Annotated in this window: 23 protein-coding genes; 10 read left to right on the top strand and 13 right to left on the bottom strand. The window is 34.1% G+C overall.

Going from position 1 to position 18,523, the window contains the following annotated elements; genetic code table 11:
• A partial coding sequence (locus tag JE46_RS18255; RefSeq protein ID WP_031456727.1) for an IS3 family transposase occupies positions 1 to 444 on the top strand: 444 nt, incomplete at its 5' end.
• 64 nt (positions 445 to 508) lie between these two features.
• Here JE46_RS18255 and hemF read toward each other — a convergent pair.
• The 10 genes from hemF to JE46_RS18205 all read right to left on the bottom strand — a co-directional run bounded on the left by hemF (position 509) and on the right by JE46_RS18205 (position 8,108).
• Positions 509 to 1,411, bottom strand: coding sequence for an oxygen-dependent coproporphyrinogen oxidase (gene hemF / locus JE46_RS18250; RefSeq protein ID WP_031456726.1), 903 nt, complete (start codon positions 1,409 to 1,411; stop codon positions 509 to 511).
• A 10-nt stretch (positions 1,412 to 1,421) separates the two neighbouring features.
• Positions 1,422 to 1,820, bottom strand: coding sequence for a hypothetical protein (locus tag JE46_RS18245; protein WP_031456725.1), 399 nt, complete (start codon positions 1,818 to 1,820; stop codon positions 1,422 to 1,424).
• Positions 1,821 to 1,853: 33 nt separating this feature from the next.
• The gene (locus JE46_RS18240) at positions 1,854 to 2,240 is read right to left on the bottom strand and encodes a hypothetical protein (protein WP_031456724.1); all 387 of its coding nucleotides are present in this window, start codon (positions 2,238 to 2,240) and stop codon (positions 1,854 to 1,856) included.
• A gap of 15 nt (positions 2,241 to 2,255) precedes the next feature.
• Positions 2,256 to 2,618, bottom strand: coding sequence for a hypothetical protein (locus JE46_RS18235; protein ID WP_031456723.1), 363 nt, complete (start codon positions 2,616 to 2,618; stop codon positions 2,256 to 2,258).
• A 39-nt stretch (positions 2,619 to 2,657) separates the two neighbouring features.
• A complete protein-coding gene (gene hemE, locus JE46_RS18230) occupies positions 2,658 to 3,683 on the bottom strand; it encodes a uroporphyrinogen decarboxylase (protein ID WP_031456722.1) in 1,026 nt (341 codons plus the stop codon).
• Positions 3,684 to 3,769: 86 nt separating this feature from the next.
• Entirely contained in the window at positions 3,770 to 4,435 is a 666-nt protein-coding gene (locus JE46_RS18225; RefSeq protein ID WP_031456721.1) for a uroporphyrinogen-III synthase, read from the bottom strand.
• Entirely contained in the window at positions 4,435 to 5,358 is a 924-nt protein-coding gene (gene hemC / locus JE46_RS18220; RefSeq protein ID WP_031456720.1) for a hydroxymethylbilane synthase, read from the bottom strand. Before hemC ends, JE46_RS18225 begins: the two co-directional genes overlap by 1 nt.
• A 43-nt stretch (positions 5,359 to 5,401) precedes the next feature.
• Positions 5,402 to 6,706, bottom strand: a complete 1,305-nt coding sequence (hemA, locus tag JE46_RS18215; protein ID WP_031456719.1) for a glutamyl-tRNA reductase — start codon at positions 6,704 to 6,706, stop codon at positions 5,402 to 5,404.
• Between the two features lie 361 nt (positions 6,707 to 7,067).
• Positions 7,068 to 7,655, bottom strand: a complete 588-nt coding sequence (locus tag JE46_RS18210; RefSeq protein ID WP_031456718.1) for a globin family protein — start codon at positions 7,653 to 7,655, stop codon at positions 7,068 to 7,070.
• Between the two features lie 18 nt (positions 7,656 to 7,673).
• Entirely contained in the window at positions 7,674 to 8,108 is a 435-nt protein-coding gene (locus JE46_RS18205) for a hypothetical protein (protein WP_031456717.1), read from the bottom strand.
• A gap of 368 nt (positions 8,109 to 8,476) precedes the next feature.
• Between JE46_RS18205 and JE46_RS18200 the strand changes: the two genes are divergently transcribed.
• The 8 genes from JE46_RS18200 (at position 8,477) to JE46_RS18165 (ending at position 14,922) form a co-directional block, all read left to right on the top strand.
• A complete protein-coding gene (locus JE46_RS18200; RefSeq protein WP_031456716.1) occupies positions 8,477 to 9,343 on the top strand; it encodes an AraC family transcriptional regulator in 867 nt (288 codons plus the stop codon).
• Positions 9,344 to 9,346: 3 nt separating this feature from the next.
• Entirely contained in the window at positions 9,347 to 9,745 is a 399-nt protein-coding gene (locus tag JE46_RS18195) for a hypothetical protein (protein WP_031456715.1), read from the top strand.
• A gap of 103 nt (positions 9,746 to 9,848) precedes the next feature.
• Positions 9,849 to 10,862 (top strand): ferrochelatase, encoded by a 1,014-nt coding sequence (gene hemH / locus JE46_RS18190; RefSeq protein ID WP_031456714.1) that lies wholly within the window; start codon positions 9,849 to 9,851, stop codon positions 10,860 to 10,862.
• 75 nt (positions 10,863 to 10,937) lie between these two features.
• Positions 10,938 to 11,486 carry a CopD family protein gene (locus JE46_RS18185; protein WP_031456713.1) on the top strand — a complete coding sequence of 183 codons (549 nt, stop codon included), beginning with the start codon at positions 10,938 to 10,940 and terminating at the stop codon, positions 11,484 to 11,486.
• Between the two features lie 143 nt (positions 11,487 to 11,629).
• Positions 11,630 to 13,045: an ATP-binding protein gene (locus JE46_RS18180; protein ID WP_083480903.1), complete on the top strand. Its 1,416-nt coding sequence runs from the start codon at positions 11,630 to 11,632 to the stop codon at positions 13,043 to 13,045.
• Positions 13,046 to 13,055: 10 nt separating this feature from the next.
• Positions 13,056 to 13,838, top strand: coding sequence for an enoyl-CoA hydratase/isomerase family protein (locus tag JE46_RS18175; RefSeq protein WP_031456711.1), 783 nt, complete (start codon positions 13,056 to 13,058; stop codon positions 13,836 to 13,838).
• Positions 13,839 to 13,938: 100 nt separating this feature from the next.
• Positions 13,939 to 14,340, top strand: a complete 402-nt coding sequence (locus JE46_RS18170; RefSeq protein WP_031456710.1) for a hypothetical protein — start codon at positions 13,939 to 13,941, stop codon at positions 14,338 to 14,340.
• A 54-nt stretch (positions 14,341 to 14,394) separates the two neighbouring features.
• A complete protein-coding gene (locus JE46_RS18165) occupies positions 14,395 to 14,922 on the top strand; it encodes a hypothetical protein (protein WP_031456709.1) in 528 nt (175 codons plus the stop codon).
• A 62-nt stretch (positions 14,923 to 14,984) separates the two neighbouring features.
• On the opposite strand, the gene JE46_RS18160 is transcribed toward JE46_RS18165, so the two are convergent.
• The 3 genes from JE46_RS18160 to JE46_RS18150 all read right to left on the bottom strand — a co-directional run bounded on the left by JE46_RS18160 (position 14,985) and on the right by JE46_RS18150 (position 18,067).
• Positions 14,985 to 15,638: a metal-dependent transcriptional regulator gene (locus tag JE46_RS18160; protein WP_031456708.1), complete on the bottom strand. Its 654-nt coding sequence runs from the start codon at positions 15,636 to 15,638 to the stop codon at positions 14,985 to 14,987.
• A 94-nt stretch (positions 15,639 to 15,732) separates the two neighbouring features.
• The gene (locus JE46_RS18155; RefSeq protein WP_031456707.1) at positions 15,733 to 17,601 is read right to left on the bottom strand and encodes an Nramp family divalent metal transporter; all 1,869 of its coding nucleotides are present in this window, start codon (positions 17,599 to 17,601) and stop codon (positions 15,733 to 15,735) included.
• Positions 17,602 to 17,674: 73 nt separating this feature from the next.
• Complete coding sequence (locus JE46_RS18150; RefSeq protein ID WP_031456706.1) at positions 17,675 to 18,067, bottom strand: Fur family transcriptional regulator; 393 nt, start codon at positions 18,065 to 18,067, stop codon at positions 17,675 to 17,677.
• A gap of 95 nt (positions 18,068 to 18,162) precedes the next feature.
• On the opposite strand from JE46_RS18150, the gene JE46_RS18145 reads away from it, so the two are divergent.
• Positions 18,163 to 18,516: a MerC domain-containing protein gene (locus JE46_RS18145; protein ID WP_031456705.1), complete on the top strand. Its 354-nt coding sequence runs from the start codon at positions 18,163 to 18,165 to the stop codon at positions 18,514 to 18,516.
• Positions 18,517 to 18,523: the final 7 nt, after the last annotated feature.

Here is an 18,523-nt window from a genome sequence, read left to right as displayed (position 1 = left end):
TCAGGTAAAAAGTTATACCTATCTCCAATAATTGATTTATTCAACGGAGAAATTATCAGTTACGATTTATCAGAAAGAGCAAACTTTAATCAAATTCTATCTATGCTTAAAAAATCTTTTGAAAAAATACCCAATAAAACTAATTTAATACTGCACTCTGACCAAGGCTGGCAATACCAAATGAAACAATACCAGTATTTACTAAAGCAAAAAGGGATTAAACAAAGTATGTCTAGAAGAGGAAATTGCCTTGACAACGCTATTATTGAAAACTTCTTTGGAATATTAAAATCAGAACTTTTTTATCTTAAGAAATACAGTTCTATTAATCAATTAAAACAGGAAATAATCGAATATATAGACTATTATAACAATGATAGAATAAAACTTAATTTAAAAGGAATGAGCCCGATACAATATCGAGCTCATTATTATCAAATTTAATTATAAATTAGTCCAAAATTTTGGGTGCAGTCTAATTTTAGGGCTTTTTTATGTTTTGAAGTGATTAAATCCAGTCTACAGGATTTTCCAACACTTTTAATAATTTCTCCTCGTCACTTCCCGTTTCCGGATGATGATCATAAACCCATTGCACGTGCGGAGGTAAACTCATCAAAATACTTTCGATTCTTCCGTTGGTTTTTAAACCAAATAATGTGCCCTTGTCGTGAACCAGGTTAAACTCCACATAACGGCCACGGCGGATTTCCTGCCAGTTTCTGTTTTCCGGAGTGTAAGAAAGATTCTTTCTTCTTTCTATAATTGGTACATACGCTTCCAGGAAACTGTTTCCAACTTCAGTTACGAAATCGTACCAGTTTTCCATTGACATTTGCTCATTTGCTTTGCAATAATCAAAGAATAAACCGCCAAGTCCGCGGGCTTCATTTCTATGGGTATTCCAAAAATACGAATCACATTGTTTTTTGTATTTTGGATAAAACTCCGGATTATGTTTGTCGCAGGCAGTTTTGCAGGTTTGATGAAAGTGTTTTCCATCTTCTTCAAACAAATAATAAGGCGTTAAATCCTGTCCACCGCCAAACCATTGCTGAATCACATTTCCTGACTCATCGTACATTTCAAAATAGCGCCAGTTGGCATGAACCGTCGGAACCATTGGGTTTTTAGGATGTAAAACCAAACTTAATCCGCAGGCAAAAAAGTCTGCTTCTCCAACGCCAAACATCTTTTGCATTGTTTCCGGAAGTTTTCCGTGAACGGCTGAAATGTTTACACCGCCTTTTTCGAAAACAGCTCCGTTTTCAATAACGCGTGTTCTTCCACCGCCGCCTTCCGGACGTTTCCATAAATCCTCACGGAATTTTGTAGTTCCGTCAACAGCTTCTAATCCTGCACAGATTTGGTCTTGTAATTGTTGTATGTAGGCGTAAAATTTGTCTTTCATGATTTGAAATCTATTTTAATTTAAAATGAAATTTGTTCTCATCGTAAATATCATTATAAATTATACTATCTGTTTTATTAAGAATTATTTCTTTCGAATTTTTCTTTTTAATAATTGAATCGCCTTTATGTACTTTTTTATAAATAGAATAATAACCTATTATTTCTGTAGAATCTGTTAGTTTTATATAAACAACATGATGATAAAACCATTTTCGATGTACAATTCCCTGAAAATCATCTTTTATATGGTTTTTGTAAAATTCTCCTCGATAATCATAATTTGCATCTTTATAAATGTTATAACCAACAAAAAAGGATCCCAAACCAAATACAAAAGCAAAGAAAAAATATTTAGTCCAGGAATTACTAAACTCTAAATCGAAGATACTTTCTCTTTCTGTAAACATTTAATTTACTTTTTATGATCCGTAGCAGATAACTTATTTTGTGTTAATGTTTTTTAGCGAAGCAATCTTAGCATTTATCCCAAAAGAAAAAACCTTGCTTTCAGCCTGAATATATTGGTAAAGAGCCAAAGCTTTACTTTCAAAATTATAGTTTTTGACTTTTGAAAAATCCATTAAAAAATCTGCAAACTGTTCTAACTGGTCCCAGTCAAAGTGAAGACGAATCAATAATGTGATTAATTCTTCATTCGAATAATCAACTAAAGTTTCAATGTTTAATGCGAATTCTTTTAGTTGACTTTCAACTTCTGCTATTTGCAAATGATCCAAAGGCTGAGGTACAAAAACAAGAGTCCGTAACGTTTTGAGGACGTTATCAATTCTGATTTTTTCTTCATCTCGTAAGCCTTTGTTGAGCATTTATCAGTTTTGTTTTTATTCGAAATATACTCTATTGTCAATTGTCAATGCAGTATAGCAAATAACAGCTAAAAGAATAAGGCTTGGAAGCCACGCAATTCCAATAAGTTTAAAATGTAATGACTGTTTTTTAATTTTTGCATATTGAACATGACCTAAAATATAAAAAGTGTATAATAATGGTAAAACAAATGAACCAATGTTATAAATGATAATTTCAAACATTTGTTTTTCTCCGGATAAATAAAAATGACCAAAACCAAAAGTACTGATTACATTGTACCACCAAACAATAAATACAGACAATACAACGGTATTAAATCTAATGAAATTTTTACCAATTTCTTCAGTTTCAGAAGCAGTATTGTTTTGTTTCATACGGTTTTGGATTTTAGCTGATTAAATCTTACTATTAAATTAGTTCCCGTATTCCTTCACCGCGTCAATAAATGCTTTGGCATGATCTACAGGGATATTTGGTAAAATTCCGTGACCTAAATTTACGATATATTTATCTTTTCCGAATTCGTCGATCATTTCATGAACCATTTTTTTGATAGTCGGAATTGGAGAAAGCAATCTTGACGGATCGAAATTTCCTTGTAAAGTAACATTTCCGCCCGATAAGTAACGTGCATTTCTTGCAGAACATGTCCAGTCAACTCCTAATGCAGAAGCTTTACTTTTACCCATTTCGCCCAAAGCAAACCAGCATCCTTTTCCGAAAACAATAACCGGAGTAACCTCGGCCAATGCTTCAACAATCTGGTTGATGTATTTCCATGAAAATTCCTGATAGTCAACCGGAGAAAGCATTCCTCCCCACGAATCAAAAATCTGAACCGCATTTACACCAGATTTTACTTTTTCTTTTAAATATAAAATAGTGGTATCCGTAATTTTTTGTAATAAAGTATGTGCTGCAACCGGATTTGAAAAACAGAATCCTTTTGCTGTATCAAAACTTTTAGAACCTTTTCCTTCAACAGCATAGCAGAAAATAGTCCATGGTGAACCTGCGAAACCAATTAATGGCACCTCATCGTTCAGCATTTCTTTAGTCAATTTCACAGCGTCAAAAACATAACCTAAAGTTTCATTTACATCCGGAACAAAAACCTGATTTACCTGTTCCATCGTACGAATAGGATCCGGAATAATCGGGCCTAGATTGTCTTTTAATTCTACGTGAATTCCCATAGCACGTGGCACTACCAAAATATCCGAGAATAAAATCGCAGCATCCGGAGCAATTCTGCGAATAGGCTGAACGGTAATTTCTGCGGCCAATTCCGGAGTTTCACAACGTGTAAAGAAATCATATTTATCACGCAAGGCTCTGAATTCCGGCAAATATCTTCCTGCCTGACGCATCATCCAAACTGGTGGACGCTGAACTGTTTCTCCTTTTAATGCTTTTAAAAATAGGTCGTTTTTTAACATTGTTTTTTGCTTTAGGCTTTAAGCTTTAGGCTTTAAGCGTTTATTGTTTAAATTTTAGCTTACGGCTTAGAGCCTAAAGCTTATTGCTATTTATATTCCTGAATTACATCTTCGATCACATCTTCAATTGTAGGCTGATCTGCGACGATGATGTTTTTGGTGATTTTTGATAAAGCGTCTGCGGTTGTATCACCAATACAGAAACAGATTTGTTTATTTATGGAATTGTCTTTCAGATAACTCTTAACACCAGAAGGACTGAAAAACAATACTGCTTCAGGATTTCCTTTTATTTTTTGCGGCTGCAATGTTGTGTCGTAAACCTGAATTTCATTGAATTTAATTCCGTTTTCTTTTAAAGCTTCGGGCAAAGTATCTCTTCTAAGATTCCCGCTGAAAAAGGTATAACTTTCACTGCTGTAAATCAAAGTGATAATTTCTGCCAAATCTGAAGCGTAACCTGTATAGGCAATAACGTTGAATCCGTTATCTGTCAATAAGGTTTTGGTCTTAAGTCCAACGCAATACACGTTTTTCTTTTTGAGTTCTTCCGATTTTGGATGTGATAAAACGCTATGAACGGCATTCTGACTTGTAAAAATCAGGCTTTCGTTGAGGTCTTTTAATTCGAAAGGTTTGTTTTCGGTTTTGATGAAATCGGCTTCGATTACTTCAATACCATATTTCATCAATTCCTGCTTATGAAGAGGCGATAATATTTTAGTTGATAGTATTTGAACCTGGTTTGCCATTATTTTTTCAAGGATTCTTTGATTTTTTGCATTAATTCAGTTCCTCCATTATTCAAAATCTCCTGAGCCGAGTTAAAACCTAATTTTTTCCATTCTGAGATATCAACTGTTTTATCGATTTCCAATTTTTGTTTCCCGTCAATAGAAAGTAAAACGCCTTGAAAATGTAAAGTATCTTCGTCTTCATTATAGGTAACCAAAGCTCCGATTGGTGCTGTACATCCGCCTTCAAGTGTTCTTAAAAACTGACGTTCTATATAAGTACAAATCTCAGTTTCAATATGATTTAATTGCGAAAGTGCATCAAGTGTATAATTGTCATTTTCCATTGCTACAACCAGCATTGCTCCTTGTGCGGGTGCGGGAATCATCCAATCCAGATTAATAACATTTTCCGGTTTTAGGTTGATGCGTTCCAAACCTGCAGCAGCAAAAACGGCTCCATCCCAGTCGTTATCCTGAAGTTTCTGCATACGCGTATTTACGTTTCCGCGCAAATCAACTATAGTATGATTTGGATATTTATTGAACCATTGTGCCTGGCGACGCAGACTTCCGGTTGCAATGGTACTTGGATTGGCAAAATCAGGATTTCCTTTATGAACTAAAATATCCAGAACATTTGCTCTTTCCAAAACTGCTGCCTGAACAATTCCTTTTGGCAAAGCCGTTGGAACATCCTTCATAGAATGTACCGCAATATCAATATCGCCATTGATCATGGCAATGTCTAAAGTTTTGGTAAAGATTCCCGTAATGCCGAGTTCGTAGAGTGGTTTGTCGAGTATAATATCTCCTTGAGATTTTACGGCAACAATTGAAGTTTTAAAGCCTAAATCGTTTAATTTTTTTTCGACAGTATGAGCTTGCCAAAGCGCGAGCTCACTATCGCGGGTTCCTATTCTGATAACTTTTTGAGCCATATTTTTTTGGATCCTTAAAAGTAAGGAACATTCTGTTTAACTATTATGAAAGGTTGATTTTGTATTTTTCTTCAACCGGGGAAGGAATATTTTTTGGTGCAAGCTGCCCAATCTGAAACACTTTTTCAATAAACTCGATACTTTCATCAATTGATGTATTTTCGTCTTTTAAGTGACTGGCAAACTGACTGGTAATTTTTTGTATAATTCGGGAACTGATTAGTTCAGCCTGTTCTTCATCAAAGTTAAGCATTTTCTTTTTTTGAAAGGCCAGTTCACCGGCAACAAGATCGTTTAGTTTTGCTTTAAGAGCATGAATAGTTGGCGCATATTTACGGCCATTCATCCAGGTATTCAATTCTAATTTCATATCCTCGATTATCGCTTCGGCGGCAGGAATATGCTGTTTTCTTCTTTCAAGGGTATCGTCTGTCATCTGGGACAGATAATCTAAATGTATTAAAGTTACACCCGGCATTTGTTCCACATCAGGATTTACATTTCTTGGAATGGATAAATCCAGAATCAATAACGGTTTCTTTAAATTCAGTAATGTTTTGTCAATAGTTGGGTTTTTGGCACCTGTAGCCACCACCAAAACATCAGCTTGTTGCAGTTCTTCCTGCAAGTTAGCGTAATCTTTTACGATTACATTTAGTTTTCCGGCCAGTATTTCAGCTTTGTTTTTAGTTCTGTTGATAAGCGTAATGTGTCCGTTTTTAGTATGTTTTACTAAATTTTCACAGGTATTTCGTCCTATTTTTCCAGTTCCGAACAGTAGAATATTTTTATTTCCAATGTCTTCTACATTTTTAATGATATATTGAACCGATGCAAACGAAACCGATGTTGCACCAGAAGAAATTTCAGTATCTGTTTTGACCTTTTTACTTGCCTGAATAACGCTATTGACAAGCCGATCAATAAAAGTATTAATTAAACCCTCAGATTTACTAAGGTTGAAAGCGATCTTAATCTGGCTGATGATTTCAAAATCACCCAAAATCTGACTGTCTAAACCAGTTCCTACACGAAACATGTGGTTTACGGCTTCCTGATTTTTGTAGATATAGGCAACTTCGCGAAATTCCTCAACGGAACCATTACTGTTATCGCAAAGCAATTTGATTAATTCATAAGGATGATTCGCAAAACCATAAATTTCAGTTCTGTTGCAGGTAGAAGTGACTATTAATGATTCTATTCCTTCGGTTTTAGCCTGAGCCAGTAAATCAGATTGTGCTTTAGCATCTAAACTAAATTTTCCTCTAATAGTAGCATCTGCTTTTTTATAACTTAAACCTAAGGCGTAAAAAGTGGTAGTTCTGGACATATTAAAATTTTCCATATTATACTTTCGTTAAAAAGTGCAACAAAATTATTACTAACTAATTTATAAAAACAACGCTAGAGGTACTTTTTATATCGCTATGGAATAAATTGATACATTTTGGCTATTCTAAATAGGATTTATTGCCATTTATAATGATATCAAGGATTCGACAACCTGTTATGTATATTTGTTCTAAATAACAGTCTGGCTTTTGTTTTAAATATTGTACGAAAAAATATCGCTATGAGTTCGTATAAATGCTTTTTGGGTTTTATATCCCATTCACTTTCACGATTCTGGAAAGTTTAGATATAAAAACAGCTTCGTTAAATAAAACCCTACCTTGAAATTAAGGCAGGGTTTCAAAAGAAATAAATTATTTTTGAACGATTGGCGTTCTCAAAGATTCTAATACAGCAACAATATCTGTATAAAGAACTGTGTTTGAAGCAACACCGTTTGCATTGGCAGCAGCACCAACATACCCTTCAAATTTTGTATAATCTGCATTACTTGATTTTGTTCCCATACGCGGGTTTTTTGCAGGATCATGTGCAGCAACCATATTCAAACCGGAATAGGTATTAACAGCATTTGTTCCTCCTGTATTGTACGAGAAGAAATCGGTAAGATTATCAGATAATCTTGCAATACTAGTAGCCTGAGTATTTCCTGTTTCTGCTAAAACCGGAGCAAAATGTGCCTGTAAGTTTCCTGAAGCATTAGACTGAATATCCGCTACGATTAATCCTATTGTTGAGTTTACTACTTTACGAAAACTTAAACGGCCCTGTTCAATCATCTGTCCTGAGTTATCAGGATCTGAAACCATTTTTGTTCCGCCTAAACGTTCGTATATAGATGCTTTTGCTGGTGCTGGAGCGTCATCGTCATTATTGCAGGAAGTTAAAGTTGCTGATGCAGCTACTAATACACTAAGTGTGATTTTTGAGAAATTTTTCATGATAAAATATTTAAAGGTTTAATTAAAAAATTGATTTACTTTTTTAGATAATTTATAACTCATACTGTTTTGATTTACCGGGCAAACTTCTTTACTGGCCAGGTGTGCCGGTAAAATATAACGCTGGGCATCATATTGTCCTTTGGTCATTAATTCATCAAATACTTTTTTAGAGTCAGTAATTTTATTGTTGTGGAAATAGACTACCACATTTCTTTTAATAATAATAGAATCGGAAGTGAGTCCTTTGATAGATCGTAAATCCGAACAGATTTGCTTTGCCTGAAGAGAATCTATATCCTGTTTGAAATCGATTCGGCTTACCTGCAAATTTGGACTTTCGTAAACTGCCGGTTTGGCTGTAATAATGTGGAAAAGGAAAATGCCGATAAATAATACAATGACTATGAGTCCTGACCAAAGTATCTTTTTAATTGTTTTGTTAGCTTTCATATCGATAATTTTAAAATGATTAGATTTTGAAATTATATACGAGGGCTTTTTTGGCTTGGTTTTATTATTTATAAGAAAAGGATTAATTTAGAATTGCTATAAATAGCTAAAACGTTATTGTTCATTTTTAGAAAGTAAACTTTTTTACGGGTTTTAATCCTGACAGGGAGTGGCAAAGCCTATAGATTAAGGCGTTGCCATGCAAAAATCATTACAGCCAAAGGATTTGAATTTGTTAAAGATTAAAACAATAAAGATTTTATAAATTTAGGTGCAGATAATCGATAAACCATCAAAAAGATTTAATTTTGGATGTCCAATTATTCGTTTTATCAAAAACGGGAATAGTAACCTGAATAAAGAAATCAATGGAGGAAGAAATAAAAATTGAGGATGACTTTACGCTTATACGTTTTCAAAACGACGGCTCAGAACCATTTTTTGCTCAGCGTGAAGTAGGCAGTGGCCTGATACAGTTTCATTTCGGACTAAAAGGCAATGCTAAATTTCTTTTCAATCAGGGCAATTATGCTTTGGAACTAAAAGAAGAAAAATCTTTGCTATTGTATAACCCACAGAAGGAATTGCCACTGAATTTAGAATTGGCTCAAAATTCCTGGGTAATCTCGGTAATTGTTTCCATCAAGAAATTTCACGCTTTATTTTCTGCCGAGGCGAATTATATCACGTTTTTAAGTCCTGATAATAAGGATAAAAAATATTACAACGAGGGAAATATCAGCCCTTCAATGGCAATTGTTTTAAGCCAGCTGTTTCATTATAATCTTCATCCTTCGATTAAAAATTTGTATTATAAAGGAAAAGGATACGAATTGCTGAGTTTGTATTTTAACAGAACCGAAGACCCAAATGCAGAGCAATGTCCGTTTTTGATTGATGAGGATAATGTTTTGAAAATCCGAAAAGCAAAAGAAATCGTAATTGCTAATATGGCAGAGCCTCCAGGATTACAAGAATTAGCAGATCAGATTGGTTTGAATCTGAAGAAACTCAAAATGGGTTTCAAGCAAATTTATGGCGACACGGTTTACGGATTCCTGTTTGATTACAAAATGGATTTCGCCAGAAAATTGTTAGACAGTGGTTCTTATAATGTAAACGAGGTTGGATTGAAAATAGGCTACAGCACCGGAAGTCACTTTATAGCCGCATTCAAAAAGAAATTTGGCACAACGCCTAAAAAATATTTGATGTCAATTAATGCGAATGTGTAGTTCATGAAGAAAGTGATTTTACTTTTAGTCTTTCTTTTATTAGTCTTTCAAAATATAGAGGCCCAGAAAGTTTCGAAAATTGATTACGGTAAGTTGTCTAAATTAGAAGGAATGGAATATGTAGGAGGAATAACTTTTTATATAGATAGAAAAAGTGAAATCTTGATAGCAATTCAAAATGATACTATTAAATGGGAAGCTGATGTTATTAAAAAGTGTGGAAAAAGAAAAGCTGCAATTAATTCTGTTTTTACAACAAGTGGAAAATTAAAGGTTTCTTTTGGCAAAAGTACAGCTTTAGTAGATATTGAAAATGGTGAAATTAAATGTTCAGTAGAAGTAAATTCAGAATCTGAGAAGACAGAAATCAATTTTAAAAATAATAGCATAATCAAAAAGTAACAATTATCATATTTCACAAAAGCAGCAAGTACTACTTTTGACGAAATTTTTAAAAACAAATAAAAAGCTTAAAGCCTAGTGCTTAAAGCCTAAAGCAAAAAATATGAAAGGCGTATTATTAGTAAACTTAGGTTCTCCGGAAAGTCCAACACCAAAAGATGTAAAACCGTATTTAGATGAATTTTTAATGGATAAATACGTAATCGATGTTCCGTATTTATTAAGAGCATTATTAGTTCGAGGCATTATTCTGAGAAAAAGACCCGAAGAATCTGCACATGCTTACGCGAAAATCTGGTGGGAAGAAGGTTCTCCATTAGTTGTGCTGTCAGAAAGAATGCAGAAAAAAGTACAGCCTTTAGTAAATGTTCCGGTTTCTCTGGCAATGCGTTATGGAAGCATGACAATCGAAAAAGGACTTCAGGAGCTTCACGATAAAGGCGTTACTGATGTAATGCTTTTTCCATTATATCCGCAATATGCAATGGCTTCTACCTTAACTATTTTGGTTAAAGCCGAAGAAATTCGCAAAAAGAAATTCCCTCACATGAAATTTACAGATGTTCCGGCATTTTACAATAAACCGGATTACATCAAAAATTTAGCAGATTCGATTCAGAAACATTTAGTTGGATTTGAATACGATCATTTATTGTTTTCGTACCACGGAATCCCGGAGCGTCATATCCGAAAAACGGATGTGACAAAATCACATTGTAAAATCGATGGTTCCTGCTGTAACACGCCATCACCGGCGCATGAATTCTGTTACCGTCACCAATGTTATGAAACTACGAAACAGGTTGTTAAATTGCTGGGACTTCCGGAAGATAAATACAGTTTAACTTTTCAGTCTCGTCTGGCAGGTGATAAATGGCTAGAGCCTTATACGGATGTTGAAATTGATAACATGCCTGCAAAAGGAATCAAGAAATTAGCGGTTGTAACACCGGCATTCGTTTCAGATTGTTTAGAGACTCTGGAAGAAATCGCCATGCGGGCCAAAGAAGATTTTGAAGCAAATGGAGGAGAAGATTTCCTTGCAGTTCCATGTTTGAATGACGATGATGAATGGTGTGAGACGGTTTCTAACTGGATTAATGATTGGGCGAAATAATATTTGTTTCAGGTTTAAGGTTTCACGTTTCAACTTTGAGAAAACCTTAAACTTGAAACTTGAAACAAATAATTAATGGAATACTATAATTATCTAAAATCACTGCACATTATCTTCGTACTAACCTGGTTCGTAGGATTATTTAATATTGTGCGTTTGTTTGTGTATCAAATAGAGGCAAATGATAAGCCATCTCCCGAAAAAGAAATTTTGCAGGCGCAATTCAAAATAATGAGTTACCGTCTGTGGTATATTATCACATGGCCATCAGCAATTTTAGCCAGTATTTTTGCTTTTTGGATGCTGTTTTTCACGGATTTAGGAAATGCGTGGCTCAAAATGCCCTGGATGCACATTAAATTAGGTTTCGTTTTTCTATTGTATCTGTATCATTTAAAATGCCATCAGATTTTTAAACAATTACAAAATAATGAGGTGAAATATTCCAGCAATTATATGCGTTTATGGAATGAAGGCGCCACTATTATACTATTTGCTATTGTTTTTTTAGTAGTTTTAAAAAGTGCCTTCAACTGGATCTTCGGCGTAGTCGGAATCATTTTATTCTCCGTTTTACTTATGTTAGGCTTTAAATTTTATAAACGAATTAGAGAAAAAAAATAGTTTTTTTAGTTTCAGGTTTCAGGTTTCAAGTTGACAAATGCAACGTAACCTGAAACGTGAAACCTGAAACAAATAAAACAAAAATAATGCTGAACAACTTCAAAATGTCAATGCTTTCACTGCGAATCAGGATTTTTTTGTCGATGATTGTATTGATTGTTGTGGCATCTTTTTTAATGGCTTCCATATCGATTATTCAGTTTAAAAATGAAGCCAAAGAATACCATCAGGAACGATTAGAGCGTAAAGAAAATGCCGTAAAAGAGCACATCAATTATGTCTTGGCAACGACAACTTATCCATTGAAAACGGCTAATTTAGATCTGATTTTCAAAGATAAAATTCACGAACTGGCTCAGATTCATAAAATAGAAATCAACATCTACAGTCTGAACGGAATATTGCTTAAAACTTCCAAAGAATCTTTTGCTGTTGATAAAGTAGCCCCGCCTGTTCCGGATTATATTCTGAAATTAGTGCGTTCTTCTATTGAAAAACGATTTGTAGATATTAAAACTATCGACGGAGTCAAAAACAGGTCTTCTTACAGTTTAATTAAAGATGAAAAATTTAAACCTCTCGGGATATTAAATTTACCTTATTTGGAGGACGATGGTTATTACGACAACGAATTAAATACTTTTCTAATTCGATTAAGTCAGGTATATTCTTTTATGTTGGTTGTGGCTTTTGCATTGGCTTATTTTCTTTCGACTTACATCACAAAATCACTTAAAACGATTTCTGACCGTCTGGAAGAAACAAACTTAGATCAGAAAAACGAAAAAATTGTTTTGGAAGCAAACAGTAAAGAAGTGAACTTTTTGATTAAGGCCTATAACGGAATGGTCGATAAACTCGAAACAAGTGCCATTAAGCTTGCCCAAAGCGAACGTGAAGAAGCCTGGCGGGAAATGGCAAAGCAAGTCGCACACGAAATTAAAAATCCGTTGACACCTATGCGTTTGACGGTTCAGAGTTTTCAGAGAAAGTTTGATCCTAATGATCCTGATGTGAAACAGAAAATGAACGATTACTCAGAAACTTTAATTCAGCAAATTGATACAATGACAGCCGTAGCTTCTGCATTTTCAAATTTTGCTTCGATGCCGGCGCAGCAAAATGAAACCCTAAATGTTGTTGAGGTAGTAGAACTGGCATTGGATATTTTTAACGAAGATTATATTGTTTTTGAAAGTGATGAAGAAGAAATTATTTCAAAAATGGATCGTACCCAATTGATTCGTGTCATTACAAATTTGGTTAAAAATGCTACACAGGCGATTCCGGAAAGTCAGTTTCAGAAATCAATTCTGGTTACTGTAAAACGCAAAAATAACAATGTTGAAATTGCAGTAAAAGACAACGGAATCGGAATTCAAAAGTTGGATACCCACCGTATTTTCGAACCAAAATTTACCACCAAAACCAGCGGAATGGGACTTGGTCTCGGAATTATAAAAAACATTATCGAAAATTACAAAGGAACAATTACCTTTGAGTCAACTTATGGTAAAGGAACGACGTTTACAGTTTCCTTACCTATTACAAACTCATAAAAACAGCGTCATGAACTACGAAAATCTTTTAATAGCCATTGAAGAAAAAATTGCAACCGTAACAATCAACAGACCTGCAAAACTAAATGCTTTAAATAAAGCGACCATTAGTGATTTGAGTAAAGCAGTAAAGTTATTGGGTAAAAATGAAGAAGTTCGCGTAATTATCATTACCGGAAGTGGCGAAAAAGCATTTGTAGCCGGAGCCGATATTTCAGAATTTGCAAATTATACTATTATCGAAGGAGCACAATTAGCCGCTGAAGGACATGAATCGCTTTTTGATTATATCGAAAATTTAAAGAAACCTGTAATTGCTGCCGTAAATGGTTTTGCATTGGGAGGCGGATTAGAACTGGCAATGGCCTGTCATTTCAGAATAGCTTCTGACAATGCCAAAATGGGTTTGCCGGAAGCTTCTTTAGGATTGATTCCGGGTTATGGAGGAACACAACGTTTACCGCAATTAATTGGCAAAGGACGAGCGATGGAAATGATTATGACGGCAGGCATGATTTCTGCCGATGAAGCAAAACAATACGGATTAGTAAATCATGTTGTTCCTCAGGCAGAACTTTTATCATTTACAAATGTAATTGCCCAAAAAATCATCAAAAATGCCCCGTTTGCAATCAATAAAGCAATAAAAGCCATCAATGCAAATTATAAAGATGGAAAAGATGGTTTCGAGACAGAAATAAAATCATTCGGAAAATGTTTCGGAACTCAGGATTTTAAAGAAGGAACAACGGCATTTTTAGAAAAACGAAAAGCGCAGTTTACAGGAAAATAAAATTATACCACAAAGTTGTATAGAGATTTTACACAGATACACAAAGTAATTAAAAAACACACTTTGAATCTTGAAACTTTAGCAACTAAAACATTAAAAAATGTCATACGAACCTATATTTGCTCTTTTTTGTGAACGCGTAAAAGAAAGCATTCAAAGCGGCACCTTTGCCAAACTTACCTTAGCTAAAACCATTGGTGATACAGAACTGAAAAATATTTATTTCAGATTGGTTTTAAATGAAGATGAGACTTTCTCAATTTCGTTAACTTTCCGCTATAAAACTGAAGAAATCGAAAGTATTCATACTCTCGATGAAGCTTTGTTGGTTTTAGGCACTTACATCAAAAACCCATTTTTAACAGCACTTTTATTCACAATAGAAAATGATTTGACTTTCAAAGTGAATAAAAAAAATGCCGGAAGTATTATCGAACAGCCGCCGACTTTCAAAAATGCGTCGCCGGTTATGCTGGAAATGATTGATAAAGGTATTGTTTAACAGGTTTGTAAATAAAATTTAAGTTTAAGAAATCCAATAATTAGAATTTAACCAATGAACAAAAAAATTATCATTATTATAATTGCTTTGGCTTTTATAGGTACCGGAGTTACTGCTCAGACTAAAATGAAAGAATATAAAGCCGGACATGTTTTTAATATTAGTCTACCGGATTATATGAATAAAACGGCAGGGATAAATACCTCTTCGGCTATTCAGTATAAAAGTGAGGTTAAGGAAGTTTACGGATTTGTAATATTTGATACTAAAGAAGAATTAGGGTATTTAGAATTAAATTACAATTCTATAAATGACTTTTACGAAGATTTTATGAAAGATTTTTTAACGGATGAAGATAAGAAAGAGATTTCTAAATCTGTTTCTAAAAAAATAGGAGAAAATAATTTTATAGAGTCAGATGCTACTTATTTTGATAAAGATGCCAATATGGAGATTTATTATCTGATTGGGATTGTCGAAACTAAAAAAGCATTTTATAAAGTGTTGTCATGGACTTCTAAAGAAAAGAAAGATACGTTTAAAGCCGATTTTCAAAAGATATTATATAGTTTGAAAGACTAAATTGCAAAAGCCCAAAAAGAATAAATTTTCTTTTTGGGCTTTTTTTAATAGTAATGTTGAACTTAAATCAGCTTCACAAATAAATTAGAAGCAATTTTGTTCGAAATAGATAATTCTCTTTCGTCCACTTTGATTTTTACGGATAAATCAAAAGCTTCTTTCGACTGAAACATAATTTTAGATCCCAAAGCTATTCCTTGTTTATCCAGATATTTTAAAAACTCAGACGAAGTATCTTTTACACCTACACAAACACCAATTTGTTTTTCTGCCAATTCTGAAAGTAAGTGTTTTTCAATTTTAATGATTCGTCCGTTAGCATCCGGAATGGGGTCTCCATGCGGATCCTCTGTTGGATTTCCCAGAAAATCATCCAAACGGTTGATTAGTTGTTCTGATTTGATGTGTTCAAGCTGTTCCGCAATATCGTGCACTTCATCCCAGCTGAAATTTAATTTTTCTACTAAAAAAACTTCCCACAAACGATGTTTTCTAACAATCATTTTTGCAGATAGTTTTCCGTTCTCAGTCAATGAAACTCCCTGGTATTTTTTATAATTCACCAAATCCTTTTCGGATAGTTTTTTAAGCATATCAGTAACCGATGATGCTTTTGTTTCCATCATTTCGGCTATAGCATTCGTGCTGACTTCAGTTTCTAATGAAGCCGTAAGATGGTAGATCGCTTTAAGGTAGTTTTCTTCTGAGAAAGTCATTTCTTTTGAGGTTCTAAGGTTCTGAGATACTAAGGTTCTAAGTTTAAAAGCATTCAAAGAAAAACCTTAGCAACTTAGGGCCTCAGCACCTTTTTTATTTAACAATCAACAAAGGTATCGAAATTTTATGTCTCAATTTGTCTACTGTTGTGCCAAAAAGAATATCTTTTAATCCTGTGTGACCGTGCGTTCCCATTACTAAAATATCAAAATTGCCCTGATTGATTATCTTCGGAATCACGCTGTCAGGTTTTCCAAAACCAAGTGCAGTTTCTATTTTGAAGCCTTTATTCGAAAGCAGCTCTTTATATTCTAATAATAATTTTTCGTCTATTGTTGTTTCGTGATCATCAACATTGCCGCCATACATTAAGGCACCAACAGTTTCAACAATATGAATTATGGTATATTGTGCATCGATTCCGCCCAGTTCGAAAGCGTTGTTTAGTGCGGCTTCATCAGCTTTTGAAAAATCAACTGAGATGGCTATATTTTTCTTAGTATAAGTTTCTTTTGGAGTGTATTGTAATTTTAAATGATGAGGTGAATGATTTTCAATATTTGATTTTGCTCTTGCAATAAAAGGCTTAAATACAATATAAAGTAACAATCCAAGAAATCCAAAGGCTAAAGGAACAACGGTAAACCAAAGAATCGTTGGATTACTTGAGCTTTCGAGCCAGGAAGTGATTTCGTCATAAACCAATTTAGCATTTAGAGAAACAATAATGGATGCGATTATCCAGGCAGCGATTTGAGTGGTCTTTGAAATATGGAAACCTTTCATTTTGGTTTTATCGCTCACAAAATGAATCAAAGGAATAATTGCAAACCCCAATTGTAAACTCAAAATAACCTGACTTAAGATTAGTAACTTTCCCGTTACGCTTTCCCCATAAATTAAAATCACAACAACTGCCGGGACTATAGCAATCAAACGTGTTATGATTCGACGAACCCAGGGCTGAATCCTTAAATTCAAATAACCTTCCATCACAATCTGTCCGGCTAAGGTTCCGGTTACGGTTGAACTTTGTCCGGCGGCAATCAAGGCAACAGCAAACAATATTGGGGCCCATTTGGTTCCAAGCAAAGGTTCTAAAAACTGATGAGCATCCTGAATTTCGGCCACTTCAAACATTCCGTTTTTGTAAAACGTGGCTGCTGCCAAAATTAGAATGGCTGCATTTACAAAAAAGGCTAAGTTTAAAGCAATTGTCGAATCTATAAAGTTGTATTTCAAAGCCTGTTTAATTCCGGCTGGTGTTCTGTCAAATTTTCTGGTTTGTACCAATGAAGAATGAAGGTACAAGTTGTGAGGCATTACCGTTGCGCCAATAATTCCGATTGCAATGTATAAAGCCGCTGAACTTGGAATTGAGGGAACCAGTCCGTAAATCACTTTGTCAAGCTCCGGTTCAGCAAAAATCATTTCAAAGATGAAAGAAAAACCAATAATAGCAACTAAAACTATAATAAAGGCCTCCATTTTTCGGATTCCTTTATTAATTAGAAACAATAACAGAAAAGTATCCAAAACAGTTATCAAAACCCCTTCAATAAGCGGAATATCAAACAATAAATTAATCCCGATTGCCATTCCCAAAACTTCTGCTAAATCACAGGCTGCAATGGCAATTTCGGCTAAAAAGTATAATATGTAATTGATGAATTTCGAATACGTTTCACGAGATGCCTGAGCCAGATCACGCTGAGTCACAATTCCCAGCCTTGCACTTAAACTTTGAAGTAACAAAGCCATTAAGTTGCTCATCAATAAAACCCAAAGCAAAGAATATCCAAACTGACTACCGCCGGCAATATCTGTAGCCCAGTTTCCGGGATCCATATATCCAACGCTTACCAAATAAGCAGGACCTAAAAAGGCTAATATTTTACGAAATCCTGTTTTTTTATGCTCTGTAGCAACCGATTGGTTTACTTCGTCTAAAGATCTTGTCATTTTAAAAATGTTGTTTTAACAAATATATATAAAAATCATATTCGCACAACAAAATTTTTAGACAAGTCTAAAACTAAATGTTCGAATTTAAACAATTAGGGCACAATCCTGATAAAGTGAAATTTATATTATTTACTTTATAATTATGCGGCATGATATAACTTGGTTTTACATTTTCGAGGCAAGTTATTTCAAGACACTTTTCACAGCTAAAATGAGCATGATTATGAATATGGACCCGCTGTGCATGATGATTACATTTTGCATATTTTACAGTACCGTCAAGATCAACTATTTTGTGCACGATATCATCATTAACCAGCCGGTCTAAAATTCTGTAAATGGTAACGCGATCACACACATCTTCAATTTGTTTGTAAATTTCTGTGTGTGACAGAGCAGTTTTAGATTTTCCAAAAATCTCTAAAACGGCCGTCTTTGCTGTGGTATTTCTCGTTGTTTTCATTTTTTTTAGAATAAAAATAATATCGCAACAATGTTGCAATTTGGTTTTTATGTGTATATTTGCAACAAAATTGCATTAAAGCAAATGTACATGAAATGAAGAAAACTGCAACACCTTTTTATGATATTTTAGGATTGTCAACAGCGACTATTTGTTTAGTTCATTGTTTGATTTTTCCACTTCTAACCATTCTCCCTTTTGGGCTAAATCATAATCCGGTAATTGATTTGCTGTTTGCTTTAATTGGTGTTTTTGCTATTTTCAAAATTATAAAAAAATCATCGGTTTTAGTATCCTCAATTTTGGTTGTTTCGATGAGTCTTATTTGGATTAGTATTTTAGGTGAAATGATATTTGAAATTCATATTGACTTAATTTACTTAGGAGGAATCGGAATGATCATCGGACATTTATTGAATTATAAATTACACAAAAAGCAAAATCATTAAAAATTAC

It is taken from the genome of Flavobacterium chungangense LMG 26729, from assembly GCF_000735715.2.
Lineage (GTDB): Bacteria > Bacteroidota > Bacteroidia > Flavobacteriales > Flavobacteriaceae > Flavobacterium > Flavobacterium chungangense.
The sequence above is the reverse complement of the archived record's forward strand: the minus strand, read 5'-3'. Positions and strand labels throughout refer to the sequence as shown.

Bases quoted from the DNA above. Each gene is read 5' to 3' on its own strand.
- JE46_RS18200 (WP_031456716.1), top strand. From the start codon at position 8,477: ATGGAGGAAGAAATAAAAATTGAGGATGACTTTACGCTTATACGTTTT.
- hemH (WP_031456714.1), top strand. From the start codon at position 9,849: ATGAAAGGCGTATTATTAGTAAACTTAGGTTCTCCGGAAAGTCCAACA.
- JE46_RS18205 (WP_031456717.1), bottom strand. From the start codon at position 8,108: ATGAAAGCTAACAAAACAATTAAAAAGATACTTTGGTCAGGACTCATA.
- JE46_RS18160 (WP_031456708.1), bottom strand. From the start codon at position 15,638: ATGACTTTCTCAGAAGAAAACTACCTTAAAGCGATCTACCATCTTACG.
- JE46_RS18175 (WP_031456711.1), top strand. From the start codon at position 13,056: ATGAACTACGAAAATCTTTTAATAGCCATTGAAGAAAAAATTGCAACC.
- hemC (WP_031456720.1), bottom strand. From the start codon at position 5,358: ATGGCTCAAAAAGTTATCAGAATAGGAACCCGCGATAGTGAGCTCGCG.
- JE46_RS18225 (WP_031456721.1), bottom strand. From the start codon at position 4,435: ATGGCAAACCAGGTTCAAATACTATCAACTAAAATATTATCGCCTCTT.
- JE46_RS18235 (WP_031456723.1), bottom strand. From the start codon at position 2,618: ATGAAACAAAACAATACTGCTTCTGAAACTGAAGAAATTGGTAAAAAT.
- JE46_RS18145 (WP_031456705.1), top strand. From the start codon at position 18,163: ATGAAGAAAACTGCAACACCTTTTTATGATATTTTAGGATTGTCAACA.
- JE46_RS18210 (WP_031456718.1), bottom strand. From the start codon at position 7,655: ATGAAAAATTTCTCAAAAATCACACTTAGTGTATTAGTAGCTGCATCA.
- JE46_RS18185 (WP_031456713.1), top strand. From the start codon at position 10,938: ATGGAATACTATAATTATCTAAAATCACTGCACATTATCTTCGTACTA.
- hemA (WP_031456719.1), bottom strand. From the start codon at position 6,706: ATGGAAAATTTTAATATGTCCAGAACTACCACTTTTTACGCCTTAGGT.
- JE46_RS18165 (WP_031456709.1), top strand. From the start codon at position 14,395: ATGAACAAAAAAATTATCATTATTATAATTGCTTTGGCTTTTATAGGT.
- JE46_RS18155 (WP_031456707.1), bottom strand. From the start codon at position 17,601: ATGACAAGATCTTTAGACGAAGTAAACCAATCGGTTGCTACAGAGCAT.
- JE46_RS18240 (WP_031456724.1), bottom strand. From the start codon at position 2,240: ATGCTCAACAAAGGCTTACGAGATGAAGAAAAAATCAGAATTGATAAC.
- JE46_RS18150 (WP_031456706.1), bottom strand. From the start codon at position 18,067: ATGAAAACAACGAGAAATACCACAGCAAAGACGGCCGTTTTAGAGATT.
- JE46_RS18245 (WP_031456725.1), bottom strand. From the start codon at position 1,820: ATGTTTACAGAAAGAGAAAGTATCTTCGATTTAGAGTTTAGTAATTCC.
- JE46_RS18195 (WP_031456715.1), top strand. From the start codon at position 9,347: ATGAAGAAAGTGATTTTACTTTTAGTCTTTCTTTTATTAGTCTTTCAA.
- hemF (WP_031456726.1), bottom strand. From the start codon at position 1,411: ATGAAAGACAAATTTTACGCCTACATACAACAATTACAAGACCAAATC.
- hemE (WP_031456722.1), bottom strand. From the start codon at position 3,683: ATGTTAAAAAACGACCTATTTTTAAAAGCATTAAAAGGAGAAACAGTT.
- JE46_RS18180 (WP_083480903.1), top strand. From the start codon at position 11,630: ATGATTGTATTGATTGTTGTGGCATCTTTTTTAATGGCTTCCATATCG.
- JE46_RS18170 (WP_031456710.1), top strand. From the start codon at position 13,939: ATGTCATACGAACCTATATTTGCTCTTTTTTGTGAACGCGTAAAAGAA.